Source organism: Pseudomonas sp. HN2 (genome assembly GCF_020736465.1).
Lineage (GTDB): Bacteria > Pseudomonadota > Gammaproteobacteria > Pseudomonadales > Pseudomonadaceae > Aquipseudomonas > Aquipseudomonas moraviensis_A.
The window spans coordinates 24,513-44,504 of the sequence record NZ_CP085885.1 but is presented as its reverse complement, the minus strand read 5'-3'; the positions used below and the strand labels follow the sequence as shown (position 1 = coordinate 44,504).

Here is a 19,992-nt window from a genome sequence, read left to right as displayed (position 1 = left end):
GAGAGACCGCTATCGCGAGCAGGCTCACTCCTACAGGATTGTGGTTTTGCAGGATCAATCGCTGAAGTGGTCCCTGCTCAGGCCAACGTCGATTAAATACCTGGCCGTCTTCACATTCCGCTCATCACATCGCGCATAGCACTTGATGTGCATCAGCAGGCTGTATTTGTGTGGAACCAGAAGAATGACCCCATCCGCCTGATCAAAAAGCTTCGCTTGTAGCTGTCGCCTTTCATCATCACTCTGCACTTTGATCCAATCATTTCCCTCAACGGGTTCAGGAGTCCAGTTGGCGTTCCTGAACATAGTTTGCAGCTCGTCCAAGAGCGCAGCTGTCTTATCGAAGGGAAGCGATTCCACCATTGGCGATGTCGTTATGCCGTCTACTTCTCCCTTGGTGTAGCCCACCGCGCCGTAAATTGTTTTGGGCATGGTAAAGCCATGCTCGGGATCATCAAAAGTAATCACGACCGGGCTGCTTATCCAGGTCGAGTCGACCTTGGGAGGGTCACTTGGATATATGGCTGTTTTTCGTTCAACAGGGAAACTGGAGTCTTTGACGACTTCGGCGTATGGCTTGCCAATACGAACAACCAGAAAATCCATCGGAAAGTGAAAAGACGTCAGGCACACGAACAACATGAAGAACACTGCTGTGCGCGAGCATCGACTGTGCCCCCGGTAGCAGCTTCTCATTTGCGACTTCGGCTATGAGCCATATAGCGCTTGCTCATTCGCTGTAGTAATCCTTGCCAACACTGACATCGATCAGATATTTCGCCGTCTTCGGATCTCGCTCATTAAAGCGCGCGTAGCATTTGACGTTGAGCGCGAGACTGTACTTATGAGGGATCAAGAGCACTGTCACCTTGACGTGATCAAACAACTCGACCTGAAGCGTCTTTCGACTGGTTTCATCAGCCGTATTCACCCAAGGATTTGTCCCACTATTCCACTCTACCCATCCGGCGCTTTTAAGCTGGCTCTGAAGTTGATCAAGCACCGCCATGAGTTGGTCGAAGGGCAACGTTTCGAGCATCGGAGAGGTCGTCATATTCGAAACCTTTCCCTCGTCAAATCCGATTGAGGCGAATTTGGTGGCAGGCAACGTAAAGCCGTGCTCCGGATCATCGAAATGAATGATTACTGGCGTAGAAATCCAGGTAGAGCTGGGATGCGGAGGGTTTCCGGGGTACATCACCGTATGGGCTGCCACGCTAAATGTAGAGTCGGCGACTGTCGCGTCGTAAGTCTTTCCGATATGGACTCGCAGGGTCTCCCTACCCCAATTGGAATACGCGATTCCTGCCCCAACTAAAGCAGCAGCGAGAATTATCACGGAGCGCGTTCTCGACAACTGGATCACTGTACTCCCCCACCCTTAGAAATTTCTGTTATGGACTGTCGCCTGACACGCCGCTATCGCTGGCAAGCCAGCTCCCACAGGTTTTGCGGTGATTTTTTTGAATGGGGTTAAACACGGATTGCGCAGAAGTGTTTATGCACACGCCATGTTACGCGGCGACAGGCTACAAATCCTTGCGCCGTAGCCTACGGCTACGCCAGAATCCGCCGGCTTGTGCGCTTTGGGCTAGCTGCGTAACTTGGTTCCGTCACTGCTCATCAGTGATCGGGTTTAGCAGCTCGATGATTCCACGCGGCACAAGTCTCTATCAGTCAGGTATCCGTTCCTGCACCTGATGGTGGCTGTGCGCAGGGCACCTTCGGGTGCGCCGATTGCGTGGCTCATCGGTCTGCTAACCTGCGTACAGCTGCCACCCTTATCGTTTAGCAGCGAGCTGGTTGCAGCCTCATGTTGAGAGGTAAGAGCCCGTGAAAAAGATAACGCCCGATCCACCCGATACCGATTTCTCCCGCCACGACCCCGACCTCGAAGCGCAAAGACTCAAACAAGCCGCCGACCGCGCACTCGATTTCTACCTCTGTCCCGGTCTCAAACAAGACCCCGGCGCCGCGCGCAAGCCCAGCACCATTTTCCTCGTAGATCCGGCTGTGGATAACGAAACGCTGCTGGTGCACGCTTGCGAATCTTTGGCGTCGGCGAGCATCATGGCCAGTGATCTGGCCGGGTTTATTGATGGATCGCAGCGCAATTCACTGCTGGGGATCCAGCAAGTCATCATGTTGGGTGAGCTGGCCGTCAACCGCGTCCTCGACAACCTCGTTCCTCCTGCCTGAACGCAGAAACAAATGTAGGAGTGAGCCTGCTCGCGATAGGGCCATCAGCTTCAACATCATCGTTGACTGACAGACCGCTATCGCGAGCAGGCTCACTCCTACAGGTTTTGACCGCGCAGGATCAACGTGTGGCGACTTCTCATGCTCCGCTTCGATCCCGACCCACACTAATATCAATCAAATATTTTGCAGTCATCGGATCTTCCCTGTCACAGCTTGCGTAGCACTTGATCAAGAGCAGCAAGCTGTACTTTCCCGGTACGTACAAATCAATGCCCACAGGTTGATCGAAGAGTTTGGCCTGTAGTCGCCCGCGCTTGGCAGCGGAGTCAACGTTGAACCAGTCATTGTCTTCCAAAGGCTCAATCTTCCACCCCCGCGATTTGAGGATATTTTGCGTAGCAATCAATCGATCCAGAGCTTCTGCAAACGGCAAGGTTTCTGTCATCGGCGATGTCGTCAGTGTCGAGACTTTCTGAGTCGCATAAGTAACGGCACCGAACACGGTCAGGGGAAGCTTGAAACCATGAACGGGGTCGTCGAACTCAATGATCGTCGGGCTGCTGATCCATGTAGAGCCGGGACGAGGGGGATCCGTCGGGTCATGGGGATCACCAGGATAGATTGCCGTTTTGTCTTCAACCGAGAAGGTTGAGTCCTTGATCACCTGTTCGTAAGGTTTTCCAATATGAACGCATAGGGTCGTGGCGCCCCATGGCCACACCATGACACCACCCAGCAAAATCGTAGCGGCGCCCATCGACAGCCAATGCTTACCTGCCAAAGCCGTCGACTTCCTCTGAGACGATTGAGAACGGTCAATCACTGAAGTGATCTTCACCAAAACCCACATCAATCAAATATTTGGCCGTATCAGGATTTCGTTCGTCGCAACGTGCGTAGCATTTGATGTGGAGGAACAGGCTGTACTTATGCGGAATCAACAGAATGACACCGTCCAACTGGTCAAAAAGCTTGGCTTGAAGGCGCACCTTGTCTTCTTGAGTTTCAGTCTTGAGCCAATCATTCCCTTCAACAGCTTCTGGCGACCAGCCTGCCTTTTTGAACGTCTGCTGCAGCACTCCCAGCAGATTCACTGCCTGCTCGAAAGGTAACGTTTCCAGCATTGGTGAGGTAGAAAGGGTGATCGCTTTGAAATCAGACCAGCCAATCGCACCGAATTTTGTAACGGGCAACGTGAACCCGTGTTGTTCGTCATCGAATGTGATGACCACTGGGCTACTGATCCAAGTCGAACTTGGGTGAGGTGGATCACCGGGATAGATGGCAGTTTTATCCGTCACAGGAAATGATGAGTCGCGCACGACATCGTCATATGTTTTTCCAATGTGGAAAGAAATTTGTTGCGGACCTCTTCCGAAATAGAAGGTTAGCGCGATAGCTCCCAACACGGCGGCGGCAGCAACGTAGAAACTGCGTCTATGCATCACTTAACCCCCCCGCCAGCTGCAATTTCTCGGATAGATTGCTCAAGTTTTGCGCGAGAGGACGGCTGTTTAAGCAGTTCGTTGAATTGAGTGGCAGCGCGCAGTACGAACTCCATTCGCTGATCCTTATCGGCAAGGTTAGCCAGCGGATTGCTGCCAAACGCGACTTTTCGACTGTCGGGCGCTTTACATTGGCTAGCGAGAGTAAGCTGGATCTCCTCGGCAGCACCTGGCAACAATCCGGTCACAACAGAAATCACGTCACCGCCATGTGTGCCTCGCATTAACAGGGCAAAGTGGGTTTCGTCGTACATCGCCGGCTGAAGGATGTTGACTTGTTCATGAAGCGCCATTTGTTCAACGCTACCTGAAATGTTCCCTTGATCAATGGCTTTGAAGGTCGCGTAAATCTCAGGATTATCACGGCCAAACTCTACCTTCTCAGCAATCGGCCACATTACATCCTTCACAATGCCACGCCGGCTTCTCAAACACTTTTCCATTTCCTTGTACCCCCGCACCATGAAAAACCGGTGCAACGGATAAACGTCGAGAAACAGCGACGTATTACCCAGCGCCAACATCTCGTACACATAGTCCAGTTGCTGCTGAACCACTGAGCGTGGGTTGTCGCCGAAGGTGATGTCCTCCGTCGGCATCGGATTGGCTGCCCGAGCCTTGGCCAGCTCCTGCTCTGCCTCGGGATTGGTCTTGCTGAACTTGAACCCAAAGCCTTCGAACAGAGTTTCCGATGGTGCGGTTCGCAGCTTTTCCTGTGCCGCCTTCTGTGCAGCGATGGCGGTTTGCAGTTTGGTGGCGTGGATCAGCCCACACCCCACCTGCTTCGAAGCAAACGCCGCCAACCCTGCCCACTGAAAGCGGTTATCCGCCAGCCACAACTGCGCGTAAGCGGCGTTGATTTTGCGGTTACGGGCCTGGGGGTCGGCGATGAGGACGCCGCCGGGGGCGACCCAGTCTTCGGCTTCTTTCTGGAAGCGGCGCCACAGGCAGTTGCAGGTCAGCAGCGGGACTTCGACGCGGGTTTTCGGGTTGGGGCCGGCGGTGCTGGTTTCGCGTTTGCAAGTGGGCAGCTCACAGGTGCTGTCCCAGAGCTTTTTCATGTCCAGGTCGTCTGGAGCGATGCATTGTCCGGTCATTGTTTCTTCCTTGAAGCTCAGGCGGTCCAGCGAACGATGGCGAGATCGGGCTGCAGGGTGGCGACGCTCTGGGTCATGCCCTGCGCATTGGTCAGGCCTGTCACGATGCGGCCTTCAGCAGTTTCGATTTCATAGCCCTGTTCGGCGATGGGTTCGCCATTGCCGGCGCTGACTGCTTTGAATTCGACCAAGGGTTGGCCGATGATCGGCAACGGTGGAACGAACGGAGCAGGGGTGTGCGAGCTGCCGATGATCACATTAGCTGAGCCGCCAATCACGACGCCGCCATGGCTGGCGGTGCTGTCTAGGGTCATGGCGTTCTTGCCATTGATGAACACGGTGGACGAAAAGGCACCGCTGAGCGCTTGGCCGCAGGTGCATTTGTCGCCCAGGCGAGCGGCGGCGAGGCCGTTGAAGAAAACGTCGCCGGAACCGCTGGCAATCGGGTTGGTACCGTGGCCGGGAATCGGGCAAGTGGTCGGGTCCGTGACGCGCGCGGCGGGTTTTCCAGACATGAACGTTCCTTGTTTGTCGTTTGAGGCGAGCGGGGGACGCTAACGATCATTGCTTTGGGCGTCAACCTGTAGGAGTGAGCCTGCTCGCGATTGCGGTCTGACAGCCACCATTACTGTTGAATGAGAAAATGCTATCGCGAGCAGGCTCACTCCTACAGGTTTTGCGGTGATTTTTTTGAATGGGGTTAAACACAGATTGCGCAGGAGTGTTTATGCACACGCCATGTTACGCGGCGACAGGCTACAAATCCTTGCGCCGTTGCCTACGGCTACGCCAGAATCCGCCGGCTTGTGCGCTTTGGGGCTGGTCTCTATCGTTTGCTGACCACTGCTCATCAGTGGTCGGGATTAGTAGCCCGGGTTGCTAGTTATCGTGCGCAAGCACCGTTGCGTCAGGCTATGCCTGATCCTGATGGTGGTTGTGCGCAGGGCGCCTTCGGGTGCGCCGGAAAAGCTAGCTCCCCGGTCTACTAACCTGCGTACAGCCGCCTCCCTTCTTTTAGTAGAGAACGGCAGTGGCTTCATTCTATGGAGCAGCTGAACATGAAAAAGATAACGCCAGATCCACCGGTCACCGATCTTCCTCACCCCGACCTCGAAGCGCAAAGACTCAAACAAGCCGCCGACCGCGCCCTCGATTTCTACCTCTGTCCCGGCCTCAAACAGGACCCCGCCGCCGCGCGCAAGCCCAGCACCATTTTCCTCGTCGATCCGGCTGTGGATAACGAAACGCTGCTGGTGCACGCCTGCGAATCTTTGGCGTCGGCGAGCATCATGGCCAGTGATCTGGCCGGGTTTATTGATGGACCGCAGCGCAATTCACTGCTGGGGATCCAGCAAGTCATCATGTTGGGTGAGCTGGCCGTCAACCGCGTCCTCGACAACCTCGTTCCTCCTGCCTGAACGCAGAAACAAATGTAGGAGTGAGCCTGCTCGCGATAGGGCCATCAGCTTCAACATCATTGTTGACTGACAGACCGCTATCGCGAGCAGGCTCACTCCTACAAGGGGGTGTTGCCTGAAGACTAACGGGTTACTGCCCCGGCACATCCTTGCGCAGTTTCACTGGATCCTGCTGTTGTTTCTTCTTGGCCATCGCGCCGCGCAGTTTGATGTTGATCGCTTCCACCGCCAGGGAGAAAGCCATGGCGAAGTAGACGTAGCCCTTTGGCACATGCACGTCGAACGATTCGGCGATCAGCACGGTACCGACCACCAGCAGGAACGACAGGGCGAGCATTTTCAGCGACGGGTGCTTGTCGATGAATTCGCTGATCTTGCCCGACGCCAGCATCATCACCAGCACCGCAACGATGATCGCCGCGACCATCACCGGCACGTGGGAAACCATGCCGACCGCAGTGATCACCGAGTCCAGCGAGAAGACGATATCGATGATCGCGATCTGGATGATGGTGTAGAGGAAGTTGCCGCCCTTGCCCGATGGCGCGTCGTCGCTTTCGTCTTCGCCTTCCAGCGCGTGGTACATCTCCTGCGAGCTTTTCCACAGCAGGAACAGGCCACCGAAGAACAGGATCAGGTCACGACCGGAAATACCCTGGCCGAACACTTCGAAGAGGTCGGCGGTGAGGCGCATGACCCAGGTGATCGACAGCAGCAACAGGATCCGCGTGACCATGGCCAGGCCAAGACCGAAGATCCGGGTGCGCTGCTGCATGTGCTTGGGCATGCGGCTGACCAGGATCGAAATCATGATGATGTTATCGATGCCGAGGACGATTTCCAGGGCGGTCAGGGTAAAGAAGGCAACCCAGATTTCGGGGTTGGTCAGCCAATCCATGTGTATTCCTTTGAGCAATTGTTGAACCGCAAAAGGTCCGGGCTTCAAACCGCGAAGCCAGGACCCGCAACGGTGAGTCTTGGGCTTATAGAGTGCTGAACACCGGGAAAGTCCCCAACAGCAGTGCAGCAATCAGAATGCAGATACACACCAGGATCGCCCATTTCAGGGTGAAACGCTGGTGATCACCAAAATCGATGCCGGCCAGCGCCACCAACAGATAGGTCGACGGCACCAGCGGGCTCAGCAAGTGGACGGGCTGGCCGACGATCGAGGCACGGGCCATTTCCACCGCAGTGATCCCATAGTGGCTGGCCGCTTCGGCCAGCACCGGCAACACGCCATAGTAGAACGCGTCGTTGGACATGAAGAAGGTGAACGGCATGCTCACCAGCGCCGTGATCACCGCCAGGTACGGGCCGAGGAACTCCGGAATCACCGCCAACAGGCTTTTCGACATCGCATCGACCATGCCGGTGCCCGACAGGATACCGGTGAAGATACCGGCCGCAAAGATCAGCCCGACCACTGCCAGCACGCTGCCGGAATGCGCGGCGACGCGATCTTTCTGCATTTGCAGGCAGGGATAGTTGACGATCATGGCAATACTGAACGCCACCATGAACAGCACTGGCAGCGGCAACAGGCCGCCGATCAGCGTGCACATCAGGCCGAAGGTCAGCGCGGCATTGAACCAGATGAGCTTCGGACGGCGTGCGTCGGGGAATTGCGAGACGCTGATTTCGCTGTGATCGATCTCGTCGCCGACCAGATGCAGCTCGCCGAGGCGGGCACGTTCGCGTTTACCGTAGAAGTAGGCAATCAGCAGGATCGCCACGACACCGGCGGCCATGGCCGGGATCATCGGTACGAAAATGTCCGACGGATCGACATGCAGCGCACTCGCGGCGCGGGCGGTCGGGCCGCCCCACGGGGTCATGTTCATCACGCCACCAGCGAGGATGATCAGACCGGCCATGATCCGCGGGCTCATGCCGATGCGGCTGTACAGCGGCAGCATCGCGGCCACGCAGATCATATATGTGGTCGCGCCGTCACCATCGAGCGAAACGACGAGCGCCAGAACGGCGGTGCCGACCGAAACTTTCAGCGGATCGCCCTTGACCAGTTTGAGGATCTTGCGCACGGCCGGGTCGAACAGGCCGGAGTCGATCATCAGGGCGAAATACAGAATAGCGAACATCAACATCACGCCGGTTGGCGCCAGTTTGGTGATGCCCTCGAGCATCATCGGACCGATCTTCGGCGCGAAACCACCGAACAGGGCGAACAGAATCGGGATGATGATCAGGGCGATCAGCGCAGACAGGCGCTTGGTCATGATCAGGAACATGAACGTGATGACCATGGCGAAGCCAAGGAAAGTCAGCATGGGAATACTCCAGGCGTAGCGCGGCTAATGGAATGAGCGGATCGGGCGGGATCAGCGCAGAACGGGAGGCGCGAGGCGTACGGGCGGAGTAATAAGCAGGAAGCGGGAGAGACGGCGGGTTGCAGAGGACATCAGAATCACCATTGTTGTTGTTAATTGGGCCGGGCCTGTGGGGAAAACACAGGTCTTGGGCCAACCGGTCTGTTGCCGGGAGTGAGGCGATCCTAATCGGGGAAGCTTTCAGCTACCTTTCGCTAATGAACGCGAAGAATGAACGGTCAACCGGCGGTCGGATGCAGCGAGCGTCAATAAAAACGGGAGAAGGGCGGTGGAAACCAACCATGCACACAACGGCGGCTGTCACTGCGGACACATCCGCTATCAGTTCAGCGGTCCGTTGCGCGATATCGCTCATTGTCACTGTTCGATCTGCCGCAAGGTCAGCGGCGGCATCGTCACCACCTGGATCACCGTGCCGGCGGCGAACTTTCAATGGCTGGCCGGGACGCCGGCACGCTATGACTCGTCGGCCAGTTGCGCGCGGTTCTTCTGCGCAAACTGCGGCGCACAACTGGCGTTGGTGACCTCGCTCAGCCCCGACAGCATAGACGTGACCATCGCCACGCTGGACCACCCGCAAACGGCGCCGGCCGAGCGGCATATCTGGACCGACAGCCGCTTACCCTGGCTGCATCTGGATGAACATCTGCCCGGCGAAGCCGAAGAAACCCTCGATTAAAACACCGACAGATTCAGTGGCCGCACCGCGCCCATCCAGATCGCATGTTCGGTGTGGTCGAGCAAGTCATCGCCCGTGTCCGGGTGCAGGAACACCACCAGGCCCTTACGGTTGAGCGCCAGCCACGGCAGCACCTCGCCGATCAGCTCGGGGCCGAAGGCCAGTTGGCAGCTCCAGTCGGGGTGCGGCCCTACCGGGCGTTCGTGCACGCGGCCCATTTTCAGCGCAAACAACTGCGCGGCCTGTTCGCACAAGGCCCGCGCCTGGTCGATGGTTTTCGCGTCGAAATAGACATGGGCGTGATAGCCCTTGATCCCTTGCATCGTGTCGCCTCTCAATCGGTTCGAACCCTTGGCTGTTTCCACCGTCACAGGCCATATAGGACAACTATAAGGAAAACAGCCATGAAAAATGCCGAAACCCCAGTGGTGAAAGTGGTGCTCTATGGTGCCATGGCCAGCCTGGGCGGTGCGTTGATGGCTGAATTGCTGCGCCGCCAACACGAAGTCATCGCCATTCTCGACGATCTCACCGCACTCGCGCCGCGTCCGGGGTTGCGCACCAAGACCGGCGATCTGTTCGATGCCGAGCGGGTCAATCAGAGCGTCGCCGGCAGTTCGGCGGTGATTTGTCTGCTGGACGCGCCGGGGCTGCCGTTCAGCAGCGACCATGTCGAGCGCTCGGTGACACTGGGGCCGGTCGAGCAGGTGCTGGCAGTCGACGCACTGGTCGAAGGTTTGCAACTGGCCAGCGTGCCGCGCTTGTTCCTGGTGGGCAACTTTGGCGTGCTCGACGAGCCTGACAGTGATGATCGCCCGCAACGGCACGCCGCCGAAGAAATCCTCGAAGCGGTGCAAAGCAGCTCACTGCGCTGGACCTTGGTCAACGCGCCGCATGGCGTTGCCGGGTTGACCATCGAGCACTTCAGTCAGGTTGGCGGCAATCTCGAACCGGGTCTGGCCGAACCGCTGGAACGCTTGAACCGTGTGGCGGTGGGGATTGCCGATGAGCTGCGGTTGAATCTGCATATCGGTGAGCATGTGAATTTTGTGGCGGCTTCTGATTCGTAAAAGATCGCAGCCTGCGGCAGCTCCTACATGAGATCGCATTCCATTTGTAGGAGCTGCCGAAGGCTGCGATCTTTTCGCTTCACACCGCAATTGAAGGCAGAGTCAGACCGTTGAGAGATTCCGCACTGCTGGCCTGCTCGGCCATCAACCAGTCAACGAACAGTTGAATCAACGCACCGCGGCGCTTGCGTTGCGGCAACACCACGTAATACCCCAGCCGCGACAACGTGGTTTGCGCCAGCGGCCGGCACAGCAGCCCCTGCACCAGCAAGTTATCCACAAGGTGACGCCAGCCGATCGCCACGCCTTGCCCGCCGATCGCCGCTTGGATCAACAACGTGTAATTGTCGAAGCGCAACTGCCCCGGCGCCGGCGGCGTGGTCAGGCCCAGTTGACGGAACAGCCCGCTCCAGTCAAACCAGTTGCTGCTGTTTTCGCCGCGCAAATGCAGCAGTGGAAATTCCAGCAAAGCCTGCGCGGGCAGCGGCAGTGAGCGGCCCCTGAGCAATAGCGGACTGCACACCGGGAACACTTCCTCGCTGAACAGCCAATGGCTCTCGCCCTGCTTGAAGCGACCGTCGCCAAACAGGATCGCCACGTCGATATCGGTGCGCAGCATATTGTGGTTGCGCTCGCTGGTGACCAGACTGACATCAATGTGCGGATTGGCCTCGTGGAAGCGGTGCAGGCGCGGCATCAACCAATAGGCGGCGAAAGCGAAATCCGTGGCTACCTGAAGCACTTCATGTTGCTGCTGGGCGCTGATTGCGCTCAAGCCTGCGTCGATATTCTGCAAACCGAGGGCAACTTGATCGAAGAGCAGGGCGCCGACTTCTGTCAATTCGATGCCCCGATAAATCCGGTCGAACAGACGCGTGCCGAGCTGTTCTTCCAGGCGCTTTATCTGCTGGCTGATCGCCGGTTGCGTGGTACCGAGCTCTACCGCAGCGGCGGTAAAGCTGCGATGACGTGCCGCCGCCTCAAAGGCGCGCAGCAGATCGAGAGAGAGGTCGCCAAGGGCGTCATACATAAGCTGTGCTTATCCTAGTCATTGTCCGGCGCGGGCTTTACCGGAACAGGCATGGACTCCATGCTCGATCGCAGCACTCTCGCATAAATATTCAACATGGAATGCCGCGATCACATGAAGCGCAAGAACATTCTTTTCATCATGGCCGATCAAATGGCCGCGCCAATGTTGCCGTTCTACGGCCCGTCGCCGATCAAACTGCCGAATCTGTCCCGCCTCGCCGCCCAAGGCGTGGTCTTTGACGCTGCCTATTGCAACAGCCCGCTGTGCGCGCCGTCGCGTTTCACCCTGGTCAGTGGTCAGTTGCCGAGCAAGATCGGCGCCTACGACAACGCTGCTGATTTCCCTGCCGATATCCCGACTTACGCGCACTACCTGCGCCGTCTCGGCTACCGCACCGCGTTGTCGGGGAAGATGCACTTCTGTGGGCCGGATCAGTTGCACGGTTATGAAGAACGCCTGACCAGCGATATCTATCCGGCCGATTACGGTTGGGCGGTGAACTGGGACGAGCCGGATGTACGGCCGAGCTGGTATCACAACATGTCGTCGGTACTTCAGGCCGGGCCGTGCGTGCGCACCAATCAGCTGGATTTCGACGAAGAGGTGGTGTTCAAGGCGCAGCAATATCTGTTCGATCACATTCGCGAGGACGGCGATCGGCCGTTCTGCCTGACCGTGTCGATGACCCACCCTCACGATCCGTACACGATTCCCAAGGCTTTCTGGGATCTGTATGACGATGCCGATATCCCGTTGCCTACAGCCTTGAACCAGGACGAACTCGATCCGCACTCGCAACGTCTGCTCAAGGTTTACGACCTGTGGGACAAGCCGCTGCCTGTGGATAAGATCCGCGATGCCCGTCGCGCCTACTTCGGTGCTTGCAGCTATATCGATGCCAATGTTGGCAAACTGCTGCAAACCCTCGAGGAAACCGGGTTGATCGATGACACCATCATCGTCTTCTCCGGTGACCACGGCGACATGCTCGGTGAGAAAGGCCTCTGGTACAAAATGCACTGGTTCGAGATGGCTGCGCGCGTCCCGCTGCTGATCAGCGCACCGGGACAATTCGAGGCCGGCCGGGTCAGCGCCGCCGTTTCCACCGCCGACCTGCTGCCGACTTTCGTCGACCTGGCCGGTGGCACGCTCGAACCGGGCTTGCCCCTGGACGGCCGTTCGTTGCTGCCGCATCTGCAAGGGCAGGGCGGGCACGACGAGGTGTTCGGCGAGTACATGGCCGAAGGCACCGTCAGCCCGTTGATGATGATTCGCCGGGGCGCCTATAAATTTATCTACAGCGAAAGCGACCCATGCCTACTCTTCGATGTGGATAACGACCCGCGCGAAGAAGAGGAACTGAGCCAATCGGCGCAACATCGTCAGCTGTTCGAAGAGTTCCTCGCTGAAGCGCGGGCCAAATGGGACATTCCAGCGATCCATCGGGATGTCCTGGCCAGCCAGCGCCGACGCCGTTTCGTCGCCGACGCTTTAACCATCGGCAAGCTGAAGAGCTGGGATCACCAGCCGCTGGTCGATGCCAGTCAGCAGTACATGCGCAACCACATCGATCTTGATGACCTGGAGCGCAAGGCCCGTTATCCACAACCCTGCCAAAACCAATAATGTTAAGGGGAAGTCCATGCGCAAGTTATCCACAGCTGTGACCGTCGGCCTGATTGCGTTGAGCAGCGCTTCGGCCTTCGCCGAACAGGGCTGCGAAACCGTGAAAATGGCCGATCCGGGCTGGAGCGACATCGCCGCGACCAATGCCATCACCGGTTTTCTGCTGGACGGCATGGGCTACAAGGCCAAGGTCGACACCCTTGCGGTGCCGATCACCTTTGGCGGATTGAAGGATGGTCAGGTTGACGTGTTTCTCGGCAACTGGATGCCAGCGCAGCAGGGCTTCTACGACAAGTTCGTCGCCCCCGGGGACGTGACGCAGTTGGCGAAAAATCTGGAAGGCACGGAATTCACCCTCGCCGTTCCTGACTATGTCTGGGAGGCAGGTGTGCATGACTTTGCTGACCTGAACAAATTCGCCGACAAGTTCGACAAGAAAATCTACGGCATCGGTTCGGGGGCGCCGGCGAACATTTCGTTGCAGGAAATCATCAAGAAGAACGACTTCAACATGGGTCAGTGGAAGCTGATCGAATCCAGCGAGCAGGCGATGCTCGCCGAAGTATCGCGGGCGGTGAAGAAACAGAAATTCGTCACCTTCCTCGGCTGGACCCCGCACCCGATGAACGTGCAGCTGAAAATGCACTACCTGAAGGGCGGCGAAAAATACTTCGGCGACACCGGCAACGTCTTTACCCTGACCCGCAAGGGCTACGCCGAGGCCTGCCCGAATGTGGGCAAGTTGCTGACCAATCTGGCATTCACCCAGGACATGGAGAACAGCATCATGGCCGAGGTGGTGAACAGGAAAGTCAGCAATGCCGAAGCGGCAAAGGCGTGGATCAAGGCGAACCCCGCGGTGCTGGACAAGTGGCTGGATGGCGTGAAGACCGTGGATGGCAAGGATGCGTTGGCGGCGGTGAAGGCCAAGCTTTGATCGTGGGTTACCTGGGATTGGTGACCGGCTTGAGATTTTTGCCCCCTCACCCCAGCCCTCTCCCCCAAGGGGGCGAGGGGGAAAGTGATCTGGCTTAATGATTCTGGACACCCCTAAAGGGCGGTAATCTACGCCCATAGACGAGGTGTGATTTGACCAGACGATATTTTTCGACAGATTTCAAACGGGATGCGGCTTGCCTGGTTTTGGATAAAGACTATTCGGTGAGTGAAGCCTGCGAAGCAATGGGCGTGGGCCCTACAGCTCTGCGTCGCTGGGTTGAGCAACTGCGTGCGGAGCGCAGCGGCAAGACGCCTGAGAAGTCCAAGGCCATGACCGTTGACCAACAACGCATCCAAGAACTGGAAGCAACAATTCGACGGATTGAGCGCGAGAAGGAAATTTTAAAAAAGGCTACAGCTCTCTTGATGTCGGATTCCCTCGATCGGTAAGGCTGGTCGAGGAGTTAAGCGAGCAATATTCAAGATCCGAGTTGTGCGTTGTATTTGGAATCAACCGCAGCAGTTATTACGAGCGTCTGAAACAGCGGGCGAAAGTAGATGACGGGCGCAATCGCCTAAAGATCAAAGCTGCTGAATTACATGAGCAAAGTCGCGGCTCAATGGGCGCGCGCAGCCTGTCAAAGGCGCTATGTAACGAAAAAGAGTCGGTGGGTCGTTACATGGCTCGTAGCCTGATGCGCGAGCTCGGGTTGAAGAGTCAGCAACGGCGCAGGCATCGTTACAAACCCAGCGGTGCGGAGGCGCAATACGCCCCCAATCATTTGGAGCGTAAATTCAATGTCGAGGTCCCCAATCGAGTGTGGTGTGGCGACGTGACTTACATTTGGGCCGGTACTTACTGGGTTTATCTGGCTGCTGTACTTGATCTGCATGCCCGGCGCATCGTCGGCTGGGCGATGTCCAGAAGTCCGGATTCAGCTCTGACCTGTCGAGCGTTAAAGATGGCTTTCGAGTCGCGAGGACGCCCTGAAAACCTAATGTTCCATTCGGATCAGGGCTGTCATTACAGCAGTAAAGTATTTCGTGAAATGCTGGCGGACATGCGCATAAAACAAAGCATGAGTCGACGAGGAAACTGCTGGGATAACGCCCCGATGGAGCGTTTCTTTGGCAGTTTGAAATCTGAATGGATACCCAAGGCTGGCTACCGAAACGAAGATGAGGCTAGTACCGATGTGTTGCGCTACCTGACCCATTATTACAATCGGATCAGGCTGCACAGTCACAACGGATATCGGACTCCGGTAGCAATGGAAGCCTTGGCAGCATGAGAAATGACCTAAACCCTATAACCGTGTCCAGTATCGTTTGACCAGAACAAAGGGAGCCGATCGCTGTTGGATCAAAACGTGCGTTCAATGCCGAAATCGCAGGTCGGTGAATCTTCAACAAACAGCTCGGTCAGTTCCCTCTCCCTCCGGGAGAGGGCTAGGGTGAGGGGCTTTTCCACCTGACACCCTGATAACCTTGAACAAAACCCCAACCGCGAGGACCCATGGCCTTTCCCAGCCGTCATTCCCTATTCCCGTTCCTGACCTGGCTGCCACGACAGACCCGCGCCAGCGTCGGGCGGGACCTGATTGTCGGCCTCAGCGGTGCGATTCTCGCGTTACCCCAGTCGATCGCATACGCACTGATCGCTGGTCTGCCGCCGGAATACGGCCTGTATGCGGCGATCATCCCGGTGTTGATCGCCTGCCTGTGGGGGTCGTCATGGCATTTGATCTGCGGTCCGACGGCGGCAATTTCGATTGTCCTATACGCCAGCGTCAGCCCGCTCGCGGTGCCCGCGTCTGAGGACTACATCACCCTGATCCTGCTGCTGACGTTCCTCGCCGGGATTTTCCAGTGGCTGCTCGGTCTGCTGCGCTTCGGCGCGCTGGTGAATTTCGTTTCGCATTCGGTGGTGCTCGGCTTCACCCTCGGTGCCGCCGTGGTGATCGCCATCGGGCAATTGCCCAATCTGTTGGGGCTGGAATTGCCGGCCAACACCACGGCGCTCGCCAGCCTGATGGACCTGTTGCGGCATCTGGGGGCTGTGGATAAACCGTCGCTGATGCTTGGCGTCGCAACGGTGATCGTCGGCGTAATACTGAAAAAACTCCTGCCGCGCTGGCCGACGCTGTTGATCACGCTGGTGCTGGCCAGCCTGCTGGTGTGGCTGTGGCCGGCGATGTTCGGCCACGTGCATCTGGTCAGCGCTTTCGTCGGGCGCTTGCCGCCGTTCAGCACTTTGCCCCTGGATCTTGAAGTGATCCTGCGCCTGCTGCCGAGCGCCGTGGCGGTGGGCATGCTCGGGCTGGTGACCAGTCTGTCGATCGCCCGTTCGATTTCGGCGCGCTCGCAGCAGCTTCTCGACGCCAATCAGGAAGTCCGCGCACAGGGCTTGTCGAACATTGTCGGTGCGTTCTTATCCGGGTCGCTCTCAGCCGGATCGTTTACCCGTTCGGGCCTGAGCTACGAGGCGGGCGCCTGCTCGCCGCTGGCCGGGGTGTTCTCGGCGATCTGGGTGGCGTTGTTCGCTGTGTTCGGCGCGGGGCTGATCGCGCACATTCCGATCCCGGCGATGGCCGGCAGCATCCTGTTGATCGCCTGGGGCCTGATCGATCACCGCGGCATCCGCGCCTTGCTGCGAGTCAGCCGCGCCGAGTTCGTGGTGATGGCTTTGACTTGCCTTGCGACCTTGCTGCTGGAATTGCAGACGGCGATCTACGCCGGGGTGCTGGCGTCGCTGTTCTTCTACCTCAAGCGCACCTCGCAACCACGGGTGCAGCATTGGCGCGACGGTGACGACGATGTGCTGCGGGTGGGCGGTTCGATCTTTTTCGGCGCCAGCCATTATCTGCAAGTGCGCCTGCAACGCTTGCACGGCGCGCGAGTGGTGATCGAGGCGCAGCAGATCAACTTCATCGATTACTCGGGGGTGGAGATGCTGCATCAGGAAGCGCGGCGCCTGCTGGGCCAGGGTCGCAGCCTGACCTTGCGCCGGGCACGGCCGCCGGTGGTGGAAGAGTTGAGGAAGCTGGAAGGGGCGCAGAAGTGTCCGATCCGGTTTGAAGACTGAGCACCGCATGCCCCCTGTAGAAGTGAGCCTGCTCGCGATTGCGGTGTGTCAGTTGAAACTTTGTGCCTGACACACCGCAATCGCGAGCAGGCTCACTCTTACAGGATATTATTGCGCCAACTGGCGGCGCAGCTCGGCCAGTACCGGCGCGGTATCCGGGCGCACACCGCGCCACAGCCAGAACGCCTCGGCCGCCTGTTCGGCGAGCATGCCCAGACCATCCATCGCCAGCGCCGCGCCGTGCTCAGTGGCCCAGCGGCAGAACGCGGTCGGTTCCTTGCCGTACATCATGTCGTAGCACAGGGTCTGGCCCGGCTCGATCAGGCTTGGCGCGATCGGCGGCACGTCGCCGGTCAGGCTGGCGGAGGTGGCGTTGATGATCACGTCCACCGGCTCGCGCAGCCAGTCGAAACCACTGGCCGACACCGGTCCCAGGTCGCAGAACAACTCGGCGAGCAGCTCAGCCTTGTCCACCGTGCGATTGGCGATGATCACCGAGGCCGGTTTCTCCGCCAGCAACGGCTCCAGCGCACCCCGCACCGCGCCACCGGCGCCAAGCAAAAGGATACGTTTACCTGTCAGGCTGAATCCGGCGTTCACCGTCAGATCGCGGACCAGCCCGGCGCCGTCGGTGTTGTCGCCGAGCAGTGAGCCGTCGTCCAGTTTGCTCAAGGTGTTCACTGCACCGGCGCGCTGCGCGCGTGCGGTCAGGCTGTTGGCCAGACGGTAGGCATCTTCCTTGAACGGCACCGTCACGTTGGCGCCGCGCCCCTCTCGAAAGAACGCGGTGGCGCAGCCAGCAAAATCGTCGAGCGGCGCCAGCAGCGTGCTGTAGTCGAGGCGCTGACCGGTCTGCTCGGCGAACAGTTGGTGAATCATCGGCGACTTGCTGTGGCCGATCGGGTTACCGAAAACAACGTAACGATCCATTACCCGTCCTCAGGCCTCGGCCAGCCAGTCGCGATCCTGCAGGAAGTACTCGGTCAGGCGCGCCTCTGCGCTGCCAGGTTCAGCCTTCCAGTCATAACCCCAGCGCACTTGCGGGGGCAGCGACATCAGAATCGATTCGGTACGCCCGCCAGATTGCAGGCCGAACAGGGTGCCACGGTCGTAAACCAGGTTGAATTCGACGTAGCGGCCACGGCGGAATTCCTGGAATTCGCGCTGCTGAGCGGTGAACGCGTCGTTCTTGCGCCGTTGCACAATCGGCAGGTACGCCTCGATGTAGGCGTCGCCGATAGCCCGCATGAAAGCGAAACTGGTGTCGAAATCCCACTCGTTCAGATCATCGAAGAACAGACCGCCAATGCCGCGTGGCTCGTGCCGGTGCTTGATGTGGAAGTACGTGTCGCACCAGGCCTTGTAACGCGGATAGACGTCCGCACCGAACGGTGCACAGGCTTGCTCGGCGACGCGGTGCCAATGAATGCAATCTTCCTCAACGCCGTAATACGGGGTCAGGTCGAAACCGCCGCCGAACCACCAGACCGCTTCTTCGCCTTCTTTTTCAGCGATGAAAAAGCGCACGTTGGCGTGGGAGGTCGGCACATGCGGGTTGTGCGGGTGGATCACCAGCGACACACCGAGCGCCTCGAAACCACGCCCGGCCAATTCCGGCCGATGAGCGCTGGCCGATGGCGGCAGGCCGCTGCCAAACACGTGGGAGAAATTGACGCCGCCCTTTTCGATCAGCGTGCCGTTTTCCAGCACACGGGTACGCCCGCCACCGCCCGCCGGCCGGGTCCAGGCGTCTTCGACGAAGCATTTTCCGCCGTCTTCGGTTTCCAGCGCAGCGCAGATGCGGTCTTGCAGATCGAGCAGATAGGCCTTTACGGCGTCGGTGCGGGTCGTCATGGCTTCACCTTGAATCGGGCGGCGCCCCGGCAGGCGGGCGGCGCAAATGGGCGCGTAGCATACCATCGCAGACCGCCGCGCCGCAGTTGACGAAGATCAACCAGCGGAGTTGGATAGAGGGCTTACCGAAGACCCAAGGAGAGCAGGCAGATGGCAAAGCGTATCCAGTTCCGCGCCCACGGCGGTCCCGAAGTGCTCGAATATGTTGACTACGAACCCGCTGCGCCCGGACCGAATCAGGTGCGCGTGGCCAACCAGGCGATCGGCCTGAACTTTATCGACACCTATTACCGCAGCGGCCTCTATGCCCCACCCGCGTTACCGTCTGGCCTGGGTTCGGAAGGCGCCGGCACCGTCGAGGCAGTGGGCAGCGACGTCACCCGGTTCAAAGTCGGCGATCGCGTGGCATACGGCAGCGGCCCGCTCGGCGCCTACAGCCAGGTGCATGTGCTACCGCAGGACAATCTCGTGCACCTGCCCGATGAAATCAGTTTTGAAACCGCCGCTGGGGTCATGCTCAAGGGCCTGACGGTGCAGTACCTGCTGCGCCAGACCTACGAACTGCAGGGCGGCGAAACCATTTTGTTCCACGCCGCGGCGGGCGGCGTCGGCTCGCTGGCCTGCCAGTGGGCCAAGGCGCTCGGCGTGAAGCTGATTGGTACCGTCAGTTCGAAGGAAAAAGCCGAACTGGCCAAGGCCAACGGCGCCTGGGCCACCATCGATTACAGCCACGAGAACGTTGCCGAGCGCGTGCTGGCCCTGACTGACGGCAAGAAAGTCCCGGTGGTGTATGACGGCGTCGGCAAGGACACCTGGCTCACATCCCTGGACAGCGTGGCGCCACGTGGCCTGCTGGTGAGTTTTGGCAATGCTTCGGGCGCGGTCGACGGCGTCAATCTGGGCATTCTTGCCGCGAAGGGCTCGCTGTACGTCACCCGGCCTACGCTGGCGACCTACGCCAACAGCGCCGAGAACCTGCAGCGCATGGCCGACGAGCTGTTCGAGATGATCATCAGCGGCAAGCTGAAGGTCGACATCAGCCAGCGCCATGCATTGGCGGATGCGGCGAAGGCACAAACCGAACTGTCGGCACGGCGCACCACCGGTTCCACGATCCTGTTGCCGTAAGTTGA

At 58.6% G+C, this 19,992-nt stretch carries 21 protein-coding genes; 9 read left to right on the top strand and 12 right to left on the bottom strand.

Features of this window, described 5'->3' with window-relative positions; genetic code table 11:
• Positions 1-54: 54 nt before the first annotated feature.
• Positions 55-642 (bottom strand): hypothetical protein, encoded by a 588-nt coding sequence (locus LIS66_RS00215; RefSeq protein ID WP_227973376.1) that lies wholly within the window; start codon positions 640-642, stop codon positions 55-57.
• Between the two features lie 88 nt (positions 643-730).
• On the bottom strand, positions 731-1,339 hold the full coding sequence (locus LIS66_RS00210) for a hypothetical protein (protein WP_227973375.1): 609 nt from the start codon (positions 1,337-1,339) through the stop codon (positions 731-733).
• Positions 1,340-1,833: 494 nt separating this feature from the next.
• On the opposite strand from LIS66_RS00210, the gene LIS66_RS00205 reads away from it, so the two are divergent.
• The gene (locus tag LIS66_RS00205; protein WP_227973374.1) at positions 1,834-2,199 is read left to right on the top strand and encodes a DUF6124 family protein; all 366 of its coding nucleotides are present in this window, start codon (positions 1,834-1,836) and stop codon (positions 2,197-2,199) included.
• 139 nt (positions 2,200-2,338) lie between these two features.
• Here LIS66_RS00205 and LIS66_RS00200 read toward each other — a convergent pair whose 3' ends face one another.
• Genes LIS66_RS00200 through LIS66_RS00185 form a run of 4 tightly spaced genes read right to left on the bottom strand, consistent with a single transcriptional unit; the run spans position 2,339 to position 5,319 of the window.
• Complete coding sequence (locus LIS66_RS00200) at positions 2,339-3,025, bottom strand: hypothetical protein (protein ID WP_227973373.1); 687 nt, start codon at positions 3,023-3,025, stop codon at positions 2,339-2,341.
• Entirely contained in the window at positions 3,018-3,647 is a 630-nt protein-coding gene (locus LIS66_RS00195) for a hypothetical protein (protein ID WP_042608274.1), read from the bottom strand. The genes LIS66_RS00200 and LIS66_RS00195 overlap by 8 nt, the downstream gene beginning before the upstream one ends.
• Positions 3,647-4,804, bottom strand: a complete 1,158-nt coding sequence (locus LIS66_RS00190; protein ID WP_042608273.1) for a DUF2515 family protein — start codon at positions 4,802-4,804, stop codon at positions 3,647-3,649. The genes LIS66_RS00195 and LIS66_RS00190 overlap by 1 nt, the downstream gene beginning before the upstream one ends.
• A gap of 17 nt (positions 4,805-4,821) precedes the next feature.
• Positions 4,822-5,319 carry a PAAR domain-containing protein gene (locus LIS66_RS00185; protein WP_083353899.1) on the bottom strand — a complete coding sequence of 166 codons (498 nt, stop codon included), beginning with the start codon at positions 5,317-5,319 and terminating at the stop codon, positions 4,822-4,824.
• Between the two features lie 543 nt (positions 5,320-5,862).
• Here LIS66_RS00185 and LIS66_RS00180 point away from each other — a divergent pair.
• A complete protein-coding gene (locus LIS66_RS00180) occupies positions 5,863-6,222 on the top strand; it encodes a DUF6124 family protein (protein ID WP_227974552.1) in 360 nt (119 codons plus the stop codon).
• A 130-nt stretch (positions 6,223-6,352) separates the two neighbouring features.
• Here LIS66_RS00180 and LIS66_RS00175 read toward each other — a convergent pair whose 3' ends face one another.
• Positions 6,353-7,120 (bottom strand): TerC family protein, encoded by a 768-nt coding sequence (locus tag LIS66_RS00175; RefSeq protein ID WP_042608270.1) that lies wholly within the window; start codon positions 7,118-7,120, stop codon positions 6,353-6,355.
• An 85-nt stretch (positions 7,121-7,205) separates the two neighbouring features.
• On the bottom strand, positions 7,206-8,513 hold the full coding sequence (locus LIS66_RS00170; RefSeq protein ID WP_042608269.1) for a CitMHS family transporter: 1,308 nt from the start codon (positions 8,511-8,513) through the stop codon (positions 7,206-7,208).
• A gap of 328 nt (positions 8,514-8,841) precedes the next feature.
• On the opposite strand from LIS66_RS00170, the gene LIS66_RS00165 reads away from it, so the two are divergent.
• Entirely contained in the window at positions 8,842-9,252 is a 411-nt protein-coding gene (locus LIS66_RS00165; protein WP_042608268.1) for a GFA family protein, read from the top strand.
• Here LIS66_RS00165 and LIS66_RS00160 read toward each other — a convergent pair.
• Positions 9,249-9,575: a DOPA 4,5-dioxygenase family protein gene (locus tag LIS66_RS00160; RefSeq protein ID WP_042608267.1), complete on the bottom strand. Its 327-nt coding sequence runs from the start codon at positions 9,573-9,575 to the stop codon at positions 9,249-9,251. The genes LIS66_RS00165 and LIS66_RS00160 overlap by 4 nt on opposite strands.
• 81 nt (positions 9,576-9,656) lie before the next feature.
• Here LIS66_RS00160 and LIS66_RS00155 point away from each other — a divergent pair, with 81 nt between their 5' ends.
• Positions 9,657-10,322: an NAD(P)-dependent oxidoreductase gene (locus LIS66_RS00155; protein ID WP_227973372.1), complete on the top strand. Its 666-nt coding sequence runs from the start codon at positions 9,657-9,659 to the stop codon at positions 10,320-10,322.
• Between the two features lie 79 nt (positions 10,323-10,401).
• On the opposite strand, the gene LIS66_RS00150 is transcribed toward LIS66_RS00155, so the two are convergent.
• Positions 10,402-11,352 carry a choline sulfate utilization transcriptional regulator gene (locus LIS66_RS00150; RefSeq protein WP_042608265.1) on the bottom strand — a complete coding sequence of 317 codons (951 nt, stop codon included), beginning with the start codon at positions 11,350-11,352 and terminating at the stop codon, positions 10,402-10,404.
• Between the two features lie 114 nt (positions 11,353-11,466).
• Between LIS66_RS00150 and betC the strand changes: the two genes are divergently transcribed.
• From betC to LIS66_RS00130, 4 genes are all read left to right on the top strand, one after another.
• Positions 11,467-12,981, top strand: a complete 1,515-nt coding sequence (betC, locus tag LIS66_RS00145; protein WP_227973371.1) for a choline-sulfatase — start codon at positions 11,467-11,469, stop codon at positions 12,979-12,981.
• A gap of 16 nt (positions 12,982-12,997) precedes the next feature.
• Positions 12,998-13,918: a choline ABC transporter substrate-binding protein gene (gene choX, locus LIS66_RS00140; protein ID WP_227973370.1), complete on the top strand. Its 921-nt coding sequence runs from the start codon at positions 12,998-13,000 to the stop codon at positions 13,916-13,918.
• 152 nt (positions 13,919-14,070) lie between these two features.
• Positions 14,071-15,212 (top strand): IS3 family transposase gene (locus LIS66_RS00135; RefSeq protein WP_371919907.1). Its coding sequence is split into 2 segments (ribosomal slippage): positions 14,071-14,332 and positions 14,332-15,212, totalling 1,143 coding nucleotides; the frame shifts between segments, so codons are not numbered across the junction.
• Positions 15,213-15,436: 224 nt separating this feature from the next.
• Positions 15,437-17,005: a SulP family inorganic anion transporter gene (locus LIS66_RS00130; protein ID WP_227973369.1), complete on the top strand. Its 1,569-nt coding sequence runs from the start codon at positions 15,437-15,439 to the stop codon at positions 17,003-17,005.
• Positions 17,006-17,113: 108 nt separating this feature from the next.
• On the opposite strand, the gene aroE is transcribed toward LIS66_RS00130, so the two are convergent.
• Together aroE and hemF are read right to left on the bottom strand one after the other, a co-directional pair.
• Entirely contained in the window at positions 17,114-17,935 is an 822-nt protein-coding gene (gene aroE / locus LIS66_RS00125) for a shikimate dehydrogenase (RefSeq protein ID WP_042608261.1), read from the bottom strand.
• Positions 17,936-17,944: 9 nt separating this feature from the next.
• Positions 17,945-18,859 (bottom strand): oxygen-dependent coproporphyrinogen oxidase, encoded by a 915-nt coding sequence (gene hemF, locus LIS66_RS00120; protein ID WP_042608260.1) that lies wholly within the window; start codon positions 18,857-18,859, stop codon positions 17,945-17,947.
• 150 nt (positions 18,860-19,009) lie between these two features.
• On the opposite strand from hemF, the gene LIS66_RS00115 reads away from it, so the two are divergent.
• Positions 19,010-19,987, top strand: a complete 978-nt coding sequence (locus LIS66_RS00115) for a quinone oxidoreductase family protein (RefSeq protein ID WP_042608259.1) — start codon at positions 19,010-19,012, stop codon at positions 19,985-19,987.
• Positions 19,988-19,992 lie beyond the last annotated feature (5 nt).

Bases quoted from the DNA above. Each gene is read 5' to 3' on its own strand.
- LIS66_RS00150 (WP_042608265.1), bottom strand. From the start codon at position 11,352: ATGTATGACGCCCTTGGCGACCTCTCTCTCGATCTGCTGCGCGCCTTT.
- aroE (WP_042608261.1), bottom strand. From the start codon at position 17,935: ATGGATCGTTACGTTGTTTTCGGTAACCCGATCGGCCACAGCAAGTCG.
- choX (WP_227973370.1), top strand. From the start codon at position 12,998: ATGCGCAAGTTATCCACAGCTGTGACCGTCGGCCTGATTGCGTTGAGC.
- LIS66_RS00155 (WP_227973372.1), top strand. From the start codon at position 9,657: ATGAAAAATGCCGAAACCCCAGTGGTGAAAGTGGTGCTCTATGGTGCC.
- LIS66_RS00175 (WP_042608270.1), bottom strand. From the start codon at position 7,120: ATGGATTGGCTGACCAACCCCGAAATCTGGGTTGCCTTCTTTACCCTG.
- LIS66_RS00160 (WP_042608267.1), bottom strand. From the start codon at position 9,575: ATGCAAGGGATCAAGGGCTATCACGCCCATGTCTATTTCGACGCGAAA.
- hemF (WP_042608260.1), bottom strand. From the start codon at position 18,859: ATGACGACCCGCACCGACGCCGTAAAGGCCTATCTGCTCGATCTGCAA.
- betC (WP_227973371.1), top strand. From the start codon at position 11,467: ATGAAGCGCAAGAACATTCTTTTCATCATGGCCGATCAAATGGCCGCG.
- LIS66_RS00215 (WP_227973376.1), bottom strand. From the start codon at position 642: ATGTTGTTCGTGTGCCTGACGTCTTTTCACTTTCCGATGGATTTTCTG.
- LIS66_RS00170 (WP_042608269.1), bottom strand. From the start codon at position 8,513: ATGCTGACTTTCCTTGGCTTCGCCATGGTCATCACGTTCATGTTCCTG.
- LIS66_RS00115 (WP_042608259.1), top strand. From the start codon at position 19,010: ATGGCAAAGCGTATCCAGTTCCGCGCCCACGGCGGTCCCGAAGTGCTC.
- LIS66_RS00195 (WP_042608274.1), bottom strand. From the start codon at position 3,647: ATGCATAGACGCAGTTTCTACGTTGCTGCCGCCGCCGTGTTGGGAGCT.
- LIS66_RS00130 (WP_227973369.1), top strand. From the start codon at position 15,437: ATGGCCTTTCCCAGCCGTCATTCCCTATTCCCGTTCCTGACCTGGCTG.
- LIS66_RS00180 (WP_227974552.1), top strand. From the start codon at position 5,863: ATGAAAAAGATAACGCCAGATCCACCGGTCACCGATCTTCCTCACCCC.
- LIS66_RS00190 (WP_042608273.1), bottom strand. From the start codon at position 4,804: ATGACCGGACAATGCATCGCTCCAGACGACCTGGACATGAAAAAGCTC.
- LIS66_RS00185 (WP_083353899.1), bottom strand. From the start codon at position 5,319: ATGTCTGGAAAACCCGCCGCGCGCGTCACGGACCCGACCACTTGCCCG.